The 14,390-nt window shown below is 70.3% G+C and carries 11 protein-coding genes; 3 read left to right on the forward strand and 8 right to left on the reverse strand.

Going from position 1 to position 14,390, the window contains the following annotated elements; genetic code table 11:
* Nucleotides 1-57 precede the first annotated feature (57 nt).
* A complete protein-coding gene (locus AC068Z_RS23800) occupies nucleotides 58-2,229 on the forward strand; it encodes an ATP-binding protein (RefSeq protein ID WP_478558973.1) in 2,172 nt (723 codons plus the stop codon).
* Between the two features lie 29 nt (nucleotides 2,230-2,258).
* Here AC068Z_RS23800 and rpsD read toward each other — a convergent pair whose 3' ends face one another.
* From rpsD to AC068Z_RS23825, 5 genes are all read right to left on the reverse strand, one after another.
* On the reverse strand, nucleotides 2,259-2,873 hold the full coding sequence (gene rpsD, locus AC068Z_RS23805; RefSeq protein WP_015661793.1) for a 30S ribosomal protein S4: 615 nt from the start codon (nucleotides 2,871-2,873) through the stop codon (nucleotides 2,259-2,261).
* Between the two features lie 293 nt (nucleotides 2,874-3,166).
* On the reverse strand, nucleotides 3,167-4,522 hold the full coding sequence (locus tag AC068Z_RS23810) for a replication-associated recombination protein A (RefSeq protein WP_478558978.1): 1,356 nt from the start codon (nucleotides 4,520-4,522) through the stop codon (nucleotides 3,167-3,169).
* A 43-nt stretch (nucleotides 4,523-4,565) separates the two neighbouring features.
* Nucleotides 4,566-5,222 carry a vitamin K epoxide reductase family protein gene (locus tag AC068Z_RS23815; RefSeq protein ID WP_478558981.1) on the reverse strand — a complete coding sequence of 219 codons (657 nt, stop codon included), beginning with the start codon at nucleotides 5,220-5,222 and terminating at the stop codon, nucleotides 4,566-4,568.
* Nucleotides 5,223-5,430: 208 nt separating this feature from the next.
* Nucleotides 5,431-6,693 (reverse strand): histidine--tRNA ligase, encoded by a 1,263-nt coding sequence (hisS, locus tag AC068Z_RS23820; protein ID WP_478558984.1) that lies wholly within the window; start codon nucleotides 6,691-6,693, stop codon nucleotides 5,431-5,433.
* Nucleotides 6,694-6,705: 12 nt separating this feature from the next.
* Entirely contained in the window at nucleotides 6,706-7,413 is a 708-nt protein-coding gene (locus AC068Z_RS23825) for an MBL fold metallo-hydrolase (RefSeq protein WP_478558987.1), read from the reverse strand.
* Between the two features lie 179 nt (nucleotides 7,414-7,592).
* Here AC068Z_RS23825 and AC068Z_RS23830 point away from each other — a divergent pair, with 179 nt between their 5' ends.
* Nucleotides 7,593-8,441, forward strand: coding sequence for a peptidylprolyl isomerase (locus AC068Z_RS23830; RefSeq protein WP_478558990.1), 849 nt, complete (start codon nucleotides 7,593-7,595; stop codon nucleotides 8,439-8,441).
* 136 nt (nucleotides 8,442-8,577) lie between these two features.
* On the forward strand, nucleotides 8,578-9,807 hold the full coding sequence (locus tag AC068Z_RS23835) for a DUF349 domain-containing protein (RefSeq protein ID WP_478558993.1): 1,230 nt from the start codon (nucleotides 8,578-8,580) through the stop codon (nucleotides 9,805-9,807).
* Between the two features lie 76 nt (nucleotides 9,808-9,883).
* Here AC068Z_RS23835 and AC068Z_RS23840 read toward each other — a convergent pair whose 3' ends face one another.
* The 3 genes from AC068Z_RS23840 to secF form a co-directional block, all read right to left on the reverse strand.
* Nucleotides 9,884-12,427: a RelA/SpoT family protein gene (locus AC068Z_RS23840; RefSeq protein WP_478558996.1), complete on the reverse strand. Its 2,544-nt coding sequence runs from the start codon at nucleotides 12,425-12,427 to the stop codon at nucleotides 9,884-9,886.
* Between the two features lie 304 nt (nucleotides 12,428-12,731).
* Entirely contained in the window at nucleotides 12,732-13,271 is a 540-nt protein-coding gene (locus AC068Z_RS23845; RefSeq protein WP_478558999.1) for an adenine phosphoribosyltransferase, read from the reverse strand.
* Complete coding sequence (gene secF / locus AC068Z_RS23850; RefSeq protein ID WP_478559002.1) at nucleotides 13,268-14,389, reverse strand: protein translocase subunit SecF; 1,122 nt, start codon at nucleotides 14,387-14,389, stop codon at nucleotides 13,268-13,270. The genes AC068Z_RS23845 and secF overlap by 4 nt, the downstream gene beginning before the upstream one ends.
* Between the last annotated feature and the right edge of the window lies 1 nt (nucleotide 14,390).

Below are 14,390 nucleotides of genomic sequence, written 5' to 3' on the forward strand. Positions count from 1 at the left end.
CCGAGTTGCGCGAAGCGATTGTACGGAGTGAATACGGTTGAGTACGCTCCGTATCCCATGCGGGATCGACAGCCTGAGGACACCCCGGTGGCGGGCAATCTGCCCTTGGAGCTCGACGCGTTCGTCGGACGTACGGCCGAACTCGCGGGCCTGGCCGAGGCGCTCGGCCAGGCGCGTCTGGTGACCGTGACCGGAGTGGGCGGGGTCGGCAAGTCGCGGCTCGCCGCCCGCGCCGCCCGGCGCTGCGCGCCCGCGGACGGGGTCTGGCGGGTGGAGCTGGCGCCGGTGCGTGATCCGGCGTTCGTCGACCACGCGGTGGTGGCGGCGCTGGGCCTCACCGACCACACCACCCGCCCACCGCGCGAGACCCTCCTCGCCCATCTCGCCGGGCGTGAACTCCTGCTGCTCCTCGACGGGTTCGAGCATCTGGTGGAGGCCTGCGCCGAGCTGGTGACCGAGCTGCTGGGCCGGGCGCCGGGCCTCTCGGTGCTCGCGGTGGGCCGCAGACCGCTCGCGGTGCCGGGCGAGCACCTGGTGCCGCTGGCGCCGATGGGCGAGGACGAGGCGGTCGAGCTTTTCACGGACCGGGCCCGGCTGCACGGGGTCCGGGTCGCGGACGGCACCGACGTGCGGGAGCTGTGCCGGCGCCTGGACGGCATTCCGCTGGCCGTGGAACTGGCGGCCGGACGGCTGCGGGCGCTGTCGCCGGGGCAGTTGCTGACCCGGCTCGACGACCGGTTCCGGCTGCTGACCCGGACCGGCGGGGACACGCCCTGGCGGCACCGGACCCTGCGCACGGCGATCGGCTGGAGCCATGAACTGTGCACGCCCGAGGAGCGGTTGCTGTGGGCGCGGCTGTCGGTGTTCGCCGGACGCTTCGACCTGGAGGCCGTCGAGTACGTGTGCAGCGGGCACGGGCTGCACGCGGACGACGTCCTCGACGTGCTCTCCGAACTCCTCGCGCAGTCGGTGGTCTCCCGCGAGGAGACCACCGCGGGCGTGCGCTACCGCATGCTGGACACCGTCCGGGTCTACGGCGCCGACTGGCTGGAGGCCACCGGGGACGCGGACCGGCTGCGGCGCCGGCACCGCGACTGGTACCTGGGACTGGCGACCTGGTGCGAGCTGGACTGGTTCTCGCCGCGCCAGGCCGAGGTCGCCGCGCGCGTGGAGGCGGAGCTGCCGAATCTGCGCAGCGCCCTGGAGCACTGCCTGTCCGAGCCCGACGAGGCCCATCTGGGCCAGCTGCTGGCGGGCTCCCTGTGGTTCTACTGGGTGGGCTGCGGCCGTCTCTCGGAGGGGCGGCACTGGCTGGACCAGGCGGTCCGGCTGGACTCGGGGCACGAGCAGTCCCGGCTGAAGGCCCTGTGGGTGCTCGGCTATGTGGCGGTCCTCCAGGGCGACACGGTGGCAGCCCTGGCCGCGCTGCACGAGTGCCGGGAGGAGGCGGAGCTCTGCGCGAACCCCACCGCGGCGGCCTACGCCGAGCATCGCACCGGTTGCCTGGCCCTGGTCAGCGACGACATGGAAGGTGCTGAAACGCTGCTGCGCTCGGCGCTGGACGGCTACCAGGAGATCGGCGAGCTCAACAGCAACGTCCTGATGGGCCAGGTCGAGCTCGCGATGACCCGGGCCTTCCAGGGCGACCTGGAGGAGGCGGTGCGGCTGAGCGAGGACGTCCGCCGGGTCTGCGAGGACCACGGCGAGCGCTGGGCCCGGTCGTACGCGCTGTACGTGCTGGCCTACGCGGCCTGGCGCGAGGGCGATCAGCCGCGGGCGCGGGAGCTGCTGACGGACTGCCTGGGCGGGGCCCACTCCTTCCACGACCTGCTCGGCTCGGTGCTCACGGTGGAGCTGCTGGCCCTGGTCACCGCGACCGACGGCGACGCGGCGGAGGCCGCGGTGCTGCAAGGGGCGGCCGGGCGGATGTGGCCCTCGGTGGGGCTGCCGCTGTTCGGCTCGGCGTACTACAACGCCCCGCACGAACTGTGCGAGGCGATGGCCCGGGAGCGGCTCGGCGACGACCGGTACGAGCAGTGCGTACGGGTGGGGGCGCTGTTGGACCGGGAGGCCGCGGTGGACCGGGCGCTGGGTCTGGGGCGTCCGGCGGCCCGGGCGCTGGAGGCGCTGCCGGGGCCGCGCGGACCGGTGCGGCACGCCCGGGTCACCCTCGACATGCACGAACCCGCCGCCTCGCCCACCCGGAAGGGTGGGGAGACGGCGGGCTGAGGCGCAGGTGTCCTACGACCGCTGAAGGATCAACGGGCGTAGTACTCGACGACGAGCTGCTCGTCGCAGATCACCGGGATCTCCTTGCGGTTCGGCTCACGGTCCAGGCGGAACGCCAGGGCCTTGAGGTTCACCTGGAGGTAGCGCGGGGTCTCGCCCTCGGGGGCGAAGCCGCCCTCACGGGCGATGGAGAAGAGGGTCTTCTCGCGGCTGCGCTCGCGGACCATCACGACGTCGTCGGGACGGACGCGGAACGACGGCTTGTCGACCTTCTGGCCGTTGACCTCGATGTGGCCGTGCACGACCATCTGACGGGCCTGGTAGATGGTGCGGGCGATGCCCGAACGCAGGACCAGGGCGTCGAGACGGCGCTCGAGCTCGATGATCAGGGCCTCACCGGTCTTGCCCTGAACCTTGGAGGCACGCTCGTAGGCGCGGACGAGCTGACGCTCGGACACGTCGTACTGCGCACGCAGACGCTGCTTCTCGAGCAGACGGACCTTGTAGTCCGAGTTCTGCTTGCGGCCACGGCCGTGCTCACCCGGCGGGTAGGGACGGGCCTCGAAGTACTTGACGGCCTTCGGGGTCAGCGCGATGCCGAGGGCACGCGACTTCTTGACCTTGGGGCGGGACTGGTTCGCCACAATCTCTCATTTCTTGGTGTTCGGCTCGTCAGTGTTGGCGGGAGGTCGCATCCGCAGCCGGGGAATCCCCTCGCGCCCGATGGGCGTGATGGGCAGCCGCTCCCCTGGTCTGGGCACATACGTGCAGCACGCGAGTGGCCCACCGACCGGTCCCGTCCTGCGACGGATGGTGGTGGGCTGCCCGCGACACCGATCGACGGTGCGCGACGCTCCTGGAACCCACGAGGGGTTCCGGCTGGGTGTCCCGCTCTGACTGCGCGGGACTCAGCACTTCGGAGCATTCTACCCGGTGGCTAGGACCGTCTGCGACCGAGGTGCTTCCTGGTCCACTCCACGGCGTCCGCGTACCGCGCCTCGGCGCCGTGCCGGGTCGGGGTGTAGTACTCGCGGTCCTTGAGGGCGTCCGGGGCGTACTGCTGCTCGGCGATGCCCTCGGACAGGTCGTGCGGATAGACGTACCCCTGCGCGTGCCCCAGCTTGGCGGCGCCCTTGTAGTGCCCGTCCCGAAGGTGCGGCGGCACGGGTCCCGCGTGTCCCTTGCGTACGTCCTCCATGGCGGCGCCGATCGCGGTCGTCGCGGAGTTGGACTTCGGGGCCAAGGCGAGGGCGATGGTGGCGTGGCTGAGGGTGAGGGCGGCCTCCGGGAAGCCGATCATGGCGACGGCCTGGGCCGCGGCGACCGCGATCGGCAGGGCGTTCGGATCGGCGAGGCCGATGTCCTCGCTGGCCGAGATCATCAGCCGGCGGGCGATGAAGCGGGGATCCTCGCCGGCCTCGATCATCCGGGCCAGGTAGTGCAGGGCGGCGTCGACGTCGGAGCCGCGGATCGACTTGATCAGGGCGCTCGCCACGTCGTAGTGCTGATCGCCGTCGCGGTCGTACTTCACGGCCGCGCGGTCGACGGTCTCCTCCAGGGTCTGGAGCCCGATCTCCGTCTCGCCCTTGTCGAGGGCGGCCCCGGCGGCGGCCTCCAGGGCGGTCAGGGCGCGCCGGGCGTCGCCGCCCGCGATGCGCAGCAGATGGTCCTCGGCGTCCTCGGGGAGGGCGACGGCGTCCTTGAGGCCGCGCTCGTCGCTCAGCGCCCGCCGCAGCAGGCCCCTGACGTCGTCGTCCGTGAGGGGTTCGAGGGTGAGCAGGAGGGAGCGGGAGAGCAGGGGGGAGATCACCGAGAAGTAGGGGTTCTCCGTGGTCGCCGCGATCAGCGTCACCCAGCGGTTCTCCACCGCCGGGAGCAGGGAGTCCTGCTGGGCCTTGCTGAAGCGGTGGATCTCGTCGAGGAAGAGGACGGTCTCCTTGCCGAATCCTCCGGTGGCCCGGCGGGCGCCCTCGATGACCGCGCGGACCTCCTTGACGCCCGCGGTGATCGCGGACAGCTCCACGAAGCGCTTGTTGGTGGCCTTGGAGACGACGTACGCCAGGGTCGTCTTTCCGGTGCCGGGCGGGCCCCACAGGATCACCGAGGAGGGTCCGGCCGGGCCGCCGCCGGACTCGCCGACCAGTCTGCGCAGCGGCGAACCGGGCTTCAGCAGGTGCTGCTGGCCCACCACCTCGTCGAGGGTGCGCGGGCGCATCCGTACGGCCAGGGGACTCGCGGTCGGGTCCTTCTCCTGGCGTTCTTCTGCTGCGGCGGTGAACAGGTCGGGCTCCACCCTGAAACCCTAAATCACGGCACTGACAATGCCCGCGGCGCTGTCAGCTGGTCCAGAAGTCCCACCAGCGGGTCATGATCAGGATGCCGATGACACCGATGTGCAGCACCGGGAGCACCCAGGTGAACTCGCCGAAGAAGCCCTTGAGCCAGTTCGGCGCGGGCAGGAAGCCCTTGCGCACGTTGAACGAGGTCACGTACCAGAACATGATGATCGTCGCGACCCAGGCCAGGGAGCACCACAGGCACAGGGCGCCGATGCGGTACAGCGACTGGAACTGCAGCCAGGTGCAGAAGCCGACGCCGAAGAGGGTCCCGGCGTTGAAGGTGAGCCAGTACCAGCGCGGGAAGCGGGCCCGGGCGAGCAGGCTCATGCCGACGCAGACGACCATGCCGTAGGCGACGAGGCCGAGCATCGGGTTGGGAAAGCCGAAGGCCGAGGCCTGGTCGCTCTCCATGACACTGCCGCAGGAGACGACCGGGTTCAGGCTGCACCCGGGGACGAAGGTCTTCCCCTCGACCTTGGCCTCCAGCAGCTTGAACTTGTCGATCGTGATGACCCACGAGGCGAGCAGCCCGGCCGCGCCCGTGATCAGCAGCATCAGCGCGAAGGCGAGCCCGCCGCCCTCGGTGCGCGGCGCCGCGACGGCGCGCTCGTGCTCGGGCTCGGTGGAGACGTCTTTGACAGTGGTCTTGCTCATCACGCCGATTCCGTCTGCTGGAGAGGAGGACATCCTTCGGGCAGGGGCCATTGTGCCGCACACGGGTGCGTTCCCACCGTTCGCTGGAGATAAGGAAACCCACGCGAGGGACGGGGGCGTGCGGTTTTGGACATACGTACGGCGGGGGGTTCCGGACATGCGAACGGCGGGGGTCGCAACCCCCGCCGTACCCGCGATCCGTCAGCCCTCAGCCGAGCCGGGACTCCAGTTCCGCCACGATCTCGTTCACGCCGATCGCGCTCTGCTCGCCGGACTCCATGTCCTTGAGCTGTACGACGCCCTCGGCGAGGTCGCGTTCACCGGCGACCACCGTGTAGCGGGCGCCGCTGCGGTTGGCGTTCTTCATGGCGCCCTTCAGGCCCTTGGCGCCGTAGGAGAAGTCCGCCGCGATGCCGACCTTGCGCAGCTCGGTGACCTTCGCGAACAGGACCCGGCGGGCCTCCTCGCCCAGCGGGACCGCGAACACGCTGGTGGTGGAGGGGAGTTCGAGCTCCACGCCCTCCGCCTCCAGGGCGAGGACGGTGCGGTCGACGCCGAGGGCCCAGCCGACGGACGGCAGCGCGGGGCCGCCGATCATCTCGGACAGACCGTCGTACCGGCCGCCGCCGCCCACCGCGGACTGGGAGCCCAGACCGTCGTGGACGAACTCGAAGGTCGTACGCGTGTAGTAGTCCAGGCCGCGCACCAGCTTCGGGTCGTCCTCGAAGGAGACGCCGGCGGCCGTGATCAGCTCGCGGACCTCCTCGTGGTACGCCTTGCAGGCGTCGCACAGGTAGTCGCGCAGCAGGGGGGCGTCCCCGAGCTGCTTCTGGACCGACTCGCGCTTGTCGTCGAGGACGCGCAGCGGGTTGATCTCCGCGCGGCGCCGCGTGTCCTCGTCGATGTCCAGGCCGTTCAGGAAGTCCTGGAGGGCGGCGCGGTAGACCGGGCGGCACTCCTTGTCGCCCAGGCTGTTGAGCAGGATGCGGAAGTCGCTCAGGCCCAGCGAGCGGTACGCCTGGTCCGCCAGGATGATCAGCTCGGCGTCCAGCGCCGGGTCCTCGGCACCGATCGCCTCGGCGCCGACCTGGGAGAAGTGGCGGTAGCGGCCCTTCTGGGGGCGCTCGTAGCGGTAGTACGAACCGGAGTACCAGAGCTTGACCGGGAGGTTGCCCGCCTTGTGCAGGTTGGCCTCCAGCGCGGCGCGCAGTACGGACGCGGTGCCCTCGGGGCGCAGCGCGAGCTTGTCGCCGCCCTTGGTCTCGAACGCGTACATCTCCTTGGTCACGATGTCGGTGGACTCACCGACACCGCGCGCGAACAGCTCGACGCTCTCGAAGCCCGGCGTCTCGATGTAGCCGTAGCCCGCGCCCCGCAGCGGGGCGGCGATGGCCTCACGGACCGCCAGGTACTTGGCGCTGTCCGGCGGGATCAGGTCGTACGTGCCCTTGGGGGCCTTGAAGGTGCTCACGGAAGTCTCTCGTCACATTCCTCGTCGGGGAGCGGGCTGTGCTCCCTGGCCGGCCGCCACCTGCCGCAGATACGGGTTGGTGGCGCGCTCCTGGCCGATGGTCGTCTGGGGGCCGTGGCCGGACAGCACCACGGTCGAGTCCTCGAGCGGCAGGCACACACGGGCCAGCGACTGGAGGATCTCGGCCGGGTCACCGCCGGGCAGGTCGGTGCGGCCGATGGAGCCGGCGAACAGCAGGTCGCCCGAGAACAGGATCGGCGGGATGTCCGCCGCCTCGGGCAGGCCGAAGGTCACCGACCCCTTGGTATGGCCCGGCGCGTGGGCGACGGACAGCTCCAGGCCCGCCAGCTCCAGCTTCGCGCCGTCGGTGAGCTCCTTGACGTCGTCCGGCTCCCCGATGGTCAGCTCCCCCATCAGCTGCATGCCGATGGAACGGCCGAGCGCTCGCTCGGGGTCGCTCATCATGTACCGGTCCTCGGGGTGGATCCAGGCCGGTACGTCGTGCGCTCCGCACACGGGGACGACGGAGGCCACATGGTCCAGATGACCGTGGGTCAGGACGACGGCGACGGGCTTGAGCCGATGCTTCTCGAGTGCTTCCTCGACTCCGGGGGCCGCCTCGTGGCCCGGGTCGATGATCACGCACTCCTCACCGGCGGCGGGGGCGACGAGGTAGCAATTCGTCCCCCAGGCCCCGGCGGGGAACCCGGCAATGAGCACGATCGTCCTTCGTTGTGTCGGTTCGGGTGACAAGTCGGTGGGCTGCGCCTGAGGTCAGAGCCTACCGGCGCTGCCGATTCCTCAGCGAACCCATATACGGTACGGGGCACACGCAGACGGTCGGCCCGAGGCACGCATCCGAACCGGTCGACGTCCAAGACGCTTGAGGAGACAACCCCGTGGTCAGCCAGGAACAGCGGCGGCGTCAGCTCGCCCGGGAGAAGTTCTTGCGGCAGCAGCAGCGGCGCACGGACGCGCGGCGCAGATCCCGCACGCGCAACGCCGTCATCGCGTCCGCGGTCGGCGTCGTCCTCATCGGCAGCCTGGGCCTCTACACGGCGGGCGCCTTCGACGGGGACGACGGCAAGGCCAACGCGGGCGCCGAGGTCACCCCGAGCGCGACGCCGACCAGCAAGGCCCCGGACCCGTGCGAGAAGGCGGCCGCGGGCAAGGTCGAGACCATGAGCTGGAAGAAGGAGCCGGCCATGACCATCGACGAGTCGGCGGACTACACGATGAAGCTGGAGACGACCTGCGGCGACATCGACATAGCGCTCAAGGCCTCGGCCGCCCCGCACACCGTGAACTCGTTCAACTTCCTCGCGGGCAAGGGCTACTTCGACCACACCAAGTGCCACCGGCTGGTCGACAGCGGCATCTACGTGCTCCAGTGCGGCGACCCGACGGCCACCGGCAGCGGCGGGCCCGGGTACACGATCCCGGACGAGAACCTCAAGGACAAGGTCGTCAAGGACGACGTCTACCCGGCGGGCACGGTCGCGATGGCCAACCAGTACAACGCCCAGACCGGGGAGGGCCGCGACACCGGCGGCAGCCAGTTCTTCCTCGTCTACCAGGACAGTCCGCTGCCGGCCGACTACACGCCGTTCGGCACCGTCTCCGAGTCGGGGATGAAGGTTCTCAAGAAGCTCGCCGCCGCGGGAGCGCAGGCCGCGGACCCCACGACGGGCAACACGGCACCCAACGCGACCGTGGTGATCAACAAGGCAACTGTCAGCAAATCCTGACCCCCCAACTGCGAAATTTCGGTCGCGCGGGATGCGGACAGGCAACCCGCCGGTCGCCTATGTTGGCCGTGACGAAACTGTGGACGATGCCCGGGGGCGCCGAAGCCCCACGCAGGCATCATGTGGAGGAGGCGCTGTGAGCAGCGACCCGTGGGGCCGCGTCGACGAGACGGGGACCGTGTACGTGCGTACGGCCGACGGCGAGCAGGTCGTCGGTTCCTGGCAGGCCGGCTCCCCTGAGGAGGCGTTGGCCTACTTCGAGCGCAAGTACGAGGGCCTGGTTGTCGAGATCGGCCTCCTCGAGAAGCGAGTGAAGACCACCGACCTGTCGGCTAAGGACGCGCAGACCGCGATCGACCACATCCGCGAGCAGGTCGACGCGCACCACGCGGTCGGTGACCTGGACGCGCTGCGGCAGCGTCTGGACAAGCTCGTGGAGACCGTCGAGAAGCGTCGCGAGGAGCGCAAGCAGCAGCGCGCGAAGCAGTCCGACGAGGCCCGGCACGCCAAGGAGGCGCTGGTCGTCGAGGCGGAGGAGCTGGCCCAGTCCGATCAGTGGCGGGCGGCCGGTGAGCGGCTGCGGGCGCTGGTGGACACCTGGAAGGGCCTGCCGCGTCTGGACCGCAAGTCGGACGACGAGCTGTGGCACCGCTTCTCGCACGCGCGCTCGGCGTTCTCCAAGCGGCGCAAGGCCCACTTCGCGGCGCTGGACGCTCAGCGCGAGGAGGCCCGCAAGACCAAGGAGCGGCTGGTCGCAGAGGCCGAGTCGCTGTCCGGGTCGACGGACTGGGGTCCGACGGCGGCGCGCTACCGCGAGCTGATGGCGGAGTGGAAGGCCGCGGGCCGCGCCCAGCGCGAGCACGAGGACGACCTGTGGAACCGCTTCCGCGGCGCCCAGGACGTCTTCTTCGCCGCGCGCAGCTCGGTCTTCGCCGAGCGGGACGCCGAGCAGTCCGAGAACCTCAAGCTGAAGGAGGAGCTGGCCCACGAGGCCGAGAAGATCCTCCCGGTGACGGACCTCAAGACCGCGCGGGCCGCCTTCCGCCAGATCAACGAGCGCTGGGAGGCCATCGGCCATGTGCCGCGGGACGCCCGGCCGAAGGTCGAGGGCCGGATGCACGCCGTGGAGCGGGCGATCCAGGAGGCCGAGGAGGCCGAGTGGCGCCGGACCAACCCGGAGGCACGCGCGCGTGCCGCGGGTCTGACCGGTCAGCTCCAGGCCGCGGTGGACAAGCTCAAGGGCCAGATCGAGCAGGCGCGCGCCCAGGGCAACAACGCCAAGGCCGACAAGCTGGAGCGCGAGCTGGAGGGCCGCCAGGCCCTGCTGGACCAAGCTCTGAAGGGCCTGGAGGAGTTCGGCGGCTGAGCACCGCAGCCGACATGAGAAGGGGCTCCCCGAGGGGAGCCCCTTTTCGTTGTCCTACGGCGGTTGCGCCCGCCTGTCACGCCCGGCTGCGCGCCGACGTCACGCGGTACACGTCGTACACGCCCTCGACGCCCCTGACCGCCTTCAGGACGTGCCCGAGGTGCTTGGGGTCGCCCATCTCGAAGGTGAAGCGGGAGGTGGCGACGCGGTCGCGGGAGGTCTGCACGGCCGCGGAGAGGATGTTGACGTGCTGGTCGGACAGGACCCGGGTGACGTCCGACAGCAGCCGGGACCGGTCCAGGGCCTCGACCTGGATGGCGACCAGGAAGACCGAGGACTGCGTGGGCGCCCATTCGACGTCGAGGATCCGCTCGGGCTCCCGGGACAGTGACTCCACGTTCACACAGTCGCTGCGGTGAACCGATACGCCACTACCACGGGTGACGAAGCCGATGATCGGGTCACCGGGGACGGGCGTACAGCAGCGGGCGAGCTTGACCCAGACGTCGTCGACGCCCTTGACCACGACACCGGGGTCCTGGCTGCTGCGCCGCTTGCGGCTGCGGCCACGGGCCGGCGGGACCGCCTCGTCGATCTCCTCGGTGGCCGCCTCCTCGCCGCCGAGGGCCTGCACCAGCTTCTGTACGACGTTCTGCGCGGCCACATGGCCCTCGCCGATCGCCGCGTACAGCGAGGAGATGTCGGGGTAGCGCATCTCGTGCGCGAGCGTGACGAGGGAGTCGCCGGTGAGGATGCGCTGGATGGGCAGGTTCTGCTTGCGCATCGCGCGGGCGATGGCGTCCTTGCCCTGCTCGATCGCCTCGTCCCGGCGCTCCTTGGAGAACCAGGCCCGGATCTTGTTGCGGGCGCGCGGCGACTTCACGAAGCCGAGCCAGTCCCGGGAGGGGCCCGCGCCTGCCGCCTTGGAGGTGAAGACCTCGACCAGGTCGCCGTTGTCCAGGGTGGATTCGAGCGGCACGAGACGGCCGTTGACCCGCGCCCCTATGGTGCGGTGGCCGACCTCGGTGTGCACCGCGTAGGCGAAGTCCACCGGGGTGGCACCCGCGGGGAGCGCTATGACGTCACCCTTGGGGGTGAAGACGAAGACCTCGTTGCGGGACAGGTCGAAGCGCAGGGACTCCAGGAACTCGCCCGGGTCCTCGGTCTCCTTCTGCCAGTCCAGCAGCTGGCGCAGCCACGCCATGTCGTTGAGGTGGTCGTCCTTGCCCTTGCCGGCCTTCGGCACGTCGGTACGCACCTTGGAGGCGCCGGCGACGGCCTCCTGCTTGTACTTCCAGTGCGCGGCGATGCCGTACTCGGCGCGGCGGTGCATGTCGAAGGTGCGGATCTGCAGCTCGACGGGCTTGCCGTTGGGGCCGATGACCGTCGTGTGCAGCGACTGGTACATGTTGAACTTGGGCATCGCGATGTAGTCCTTGAACCGCCCCGGAACCGGGTTCCAGCGGGCGTGGACGGTGCCCAGGGCCGCGTAGCAGTCGCGGACGGTGTCCACCAGGACGCGGATGCCGACCAGGTCGTAGATCTCCGCGAAGTCACGGCCGCGGACGATCATCTTCTGGTAGACGCTGTAGTAGTGCTTCGGGCGGCCGGTGACGGTGGCCTTGATCCGGGCGGCGCGCAGGTCCTGCTGGACCTCGTCGGTCACTATGGCCAGATACTCGTCACGCTTCGGCGCCCTTTCGGCCACCAGCCGGACGATCTCGTCGTACATCTTGGGGTAGAGGATCGCGAAGGCGAGGTCCTCCAGCTCCCACTTGATGGTGTTCATGCCCAGGCGATGGGCGAGCGGCGCGTAGATCTCCAGGGTCTCGCGCGCCTTCTTCTCCTGCTTCTCGCGCTTGAGGTAGCGCATGGTGCGCATGTTGTGCAGACGGTCGGCGAGCTTGATGACCAGGACGCGCGGGTCCTTGGCCATGGCGACGACCATCTTGCGTACGGTCTCGGCCTGCGCGGCCTCGCCGAACTTGACCTTGTCGAGCTTGGTGACGCCGTCGACGAGCAGGGCGACCTGGTCGCCGAAGTCGCGGCGCAGCTGGTCCAGGCCGTACTCGGTGTCCTCGACGGTGTCGTGCAGCAGGCCCGCCATGAGCGTGGCCGGATCCATGCCCAGCTCGGCGAGGATCGTGGTGACGGCGAGGGGGTGGGTGATGTACGGGTCGCCGCTCTTGCGCTTCTGCCCGCGGTGCCAGCGCTCGGCGACCTGGTAGGCCTTCTCGATCTGGCGGAGGGTCGCGGTCTCGATCTTCGGGTCGTTGCTGCGCACTATCCGCAGCAGCGGCTCCAGCACCGGGTTGTACGGGTTGGAGCGCTGCACGCCGAGGCGGGCGAGGCGGGCGCGGACGCGGTTGGAGGAGCCGGATCGCGGCGGCTGGCCAGTGTTGGGGCGGACCGCGGGCGTGCCGGTCTGCTCGGGCGGGGCCGGCTTGGGGCGGGACTGCTCGGCCGACTTGCCGACGGGCGCGGACTGGGCGTGCTCGACCGGCCCGCGGGCGTCGTTCTTCGCGGTCTTCGCGTTCGACGTGTTCGGCGCGGGCTTGGCCGCGGGGCCCGAGGCGGCGTCGGGCTTGGCGGCGGTCAGGTGCTGGGCCTCGTCTGGCAAGAGGGCTCCTCGTGCGCGATCCGGGTCCCCCGGTCAGGCTCCGGAGACCCCATGGTAGCGATCCTGCGCCGCAGGATCGCCTTCAGGCCGATGTGAGGCCCTTGTACGGAAGAAACACAAGGGGCGGGTCAGGGATTCCTCAGCGGTGTCGTCCGGGTGGACGAAGGCCTTCCGGAGGCTCGCGCGGCGGTGTCCGGGCGGCGCCCGGGCGGACATGCGCGCGGGGCGCACACCTCCCTTCCGGGAAGCGTGCGCCCCGCGTGCGTCGGGTCGCCCCAGTGACTCGGATCTTGAGCCCAGTGGCTCAGATCTTGAGCAGGGCCTCCAGCGGAGCCCCGTCGAGCGCCGGTGCCAGCCGGGTCCGGCCGCCCAGGAAGCCGAGCTCCATCAGGACGGCGAGGCCCGAGACCTCGGCGCCCGCCCTGCGGATCAGCTGGATCGATGCCTCGGCGGTGCCGCCGGTGGCGAGGACGTCGTCGACGACCAGGACGCGGTCGTCCGCGCTCAGGTCCTCGGCGTGCACCTCGATCTCCGCCGAGCCGTACTCCAGGTCGTAGGCCTGGCTGAGCGTCGCTCCGGGGAGCTTGCCCGCCTTGCGCACCGGGATGAAGCCCAGTCCGGCCCGGACCGCCACGGGAGCGCCGAGGATGAAGCCCCGGGCCTCCAGACCGACGACCTTGGTGGCTCCGGTGCGCTCGGCGATCCCGGCGAGGGCGTCGGTGAGCGCGGTGAACGCCGCCGGGTCCGCCAGCAGCGGGGTGATGTCCTTGAACATCACGCCCGGCTCCGGGTAGTCGGCCACATCGCGGATACGGCTGAGCAGCAGCTCCTGGATGTCGGTCATCGGCGCTTCCCCGAGGGACGGCCTCGGCCCCGGGTGCGGGACGCGGGCTGGTTGCGCGGGCCGACGACCGCCGGAGCGGCGTCGTCCTGCTCGTCGTCAAGGCCGGACTCGTCGACGGGACCGCCGGCGGGCAGCGGCTCGCCCTTGGCCGCGGCCTGGGCCCGCTTGGCCAGGACGCGCTTGCGCAGCGCCTTCATCTGCGGCTCGCGCTCCTTGAGGTCGGCGACGAGCGGCGTGGCGATGAAGATCGAGGAGTACGCACCGGCCGCGAGGCCGACGAACAGCGACAGCGAGATGTCGTTCAGCATGCCCGCGCCGAGGAAGCCGCCACCGATGAAGAGCAGGCCCGCCACCGGCAGTAGCGCGACCACCGTGGTGTTGATGGAACGGACCAGCGTGCTGTTGATCGACCGGTTGGCGACATCGCTGTAGGTCCAGCGGGTCTGCTTGGTGATGTCCTTCGTCTGCTCCTTGAGGCTGTCGAAGACGACGACCGTGTCGTAGAGCGAATAACCGAGGATGGTCAGCAGACCGATCACCGTACCCGGGGTGACCTCGAAGCCCACGAGGGCGTAGATGCCGACCGTGATGGTGATGTCGTGGATCAGGGCGACGAACGCGGCGACGGCCATGCGCCACTCGAACGCGATCGCCAGATAGATCACCACCAGGACCAGGAAGATCCCGAGGCCCTGCCAGGCCTTGTTGGCGATCTGCTCACCCCAGCTGGGGCCGACCAGCTCGCCGGTGACGTCGTTCTCGTCGACCTTCAGGTCCTTGGCGAGCTCCGCCGAGACCCGGTCGGCCTCCTTGGTCTCGATGCCCGCGACCTGGATGCGGAGCTTGCCGTCGCCGAGCTTCTGGACGATGGCGTCGTGGCCGGAGGCCTCTTCCGCGTACTCCTGCGCCTGGCTGACCGAGACGGAGGTCTTCGGTGTGGTGAAGACCGCGCCGCCCTGGAACTCGATGCCCATGTTCAGGCCGCGCACCGCGAGGCCCACGATCGCCGTGATGGTGATCAGGATGGACAGGCCGTACCAGATCTTGCGGTTGCCGATGAAGTCGTAGCCGATTTCGCCACGGTGCAGTCGGGCGCCGAGGTTGCCGAGCTTCGACATC

Source organism: Streptomyces sp. NPDC043726 (assembly GCF_056436565.1).

Coding starts and splice junctions, on each gene's coding strand:
- AC068Z_RS23800 (WP_478558973.1), top strand. CDS start 58: ATGCGGGATCGACAGCCTGAGGACACCCCGGTGGCGGGCAATCTGCCC.
- AC068Z_RS23815 (WP_478558981.1), bottom strand. CDS start 5,222: ATGAGCAAGACCACTGTCAAAGACGTCTCCACCGAGCCCGAGCACGAG.
- AC068Z_RS23845 (WP_478558999.1), bottom strand. CDS start 13,271: ATGACCGACATCCAGGAGCTGCTGCTCAGCCGTATCCGCGATGTGGCC.
- secF (WP_478559002.1), bottom strand. CDS start 14,389: ATGTCGAAGCTCGGCAACCTCGGCGCCCGACTGCACCGTGGCGAAATC.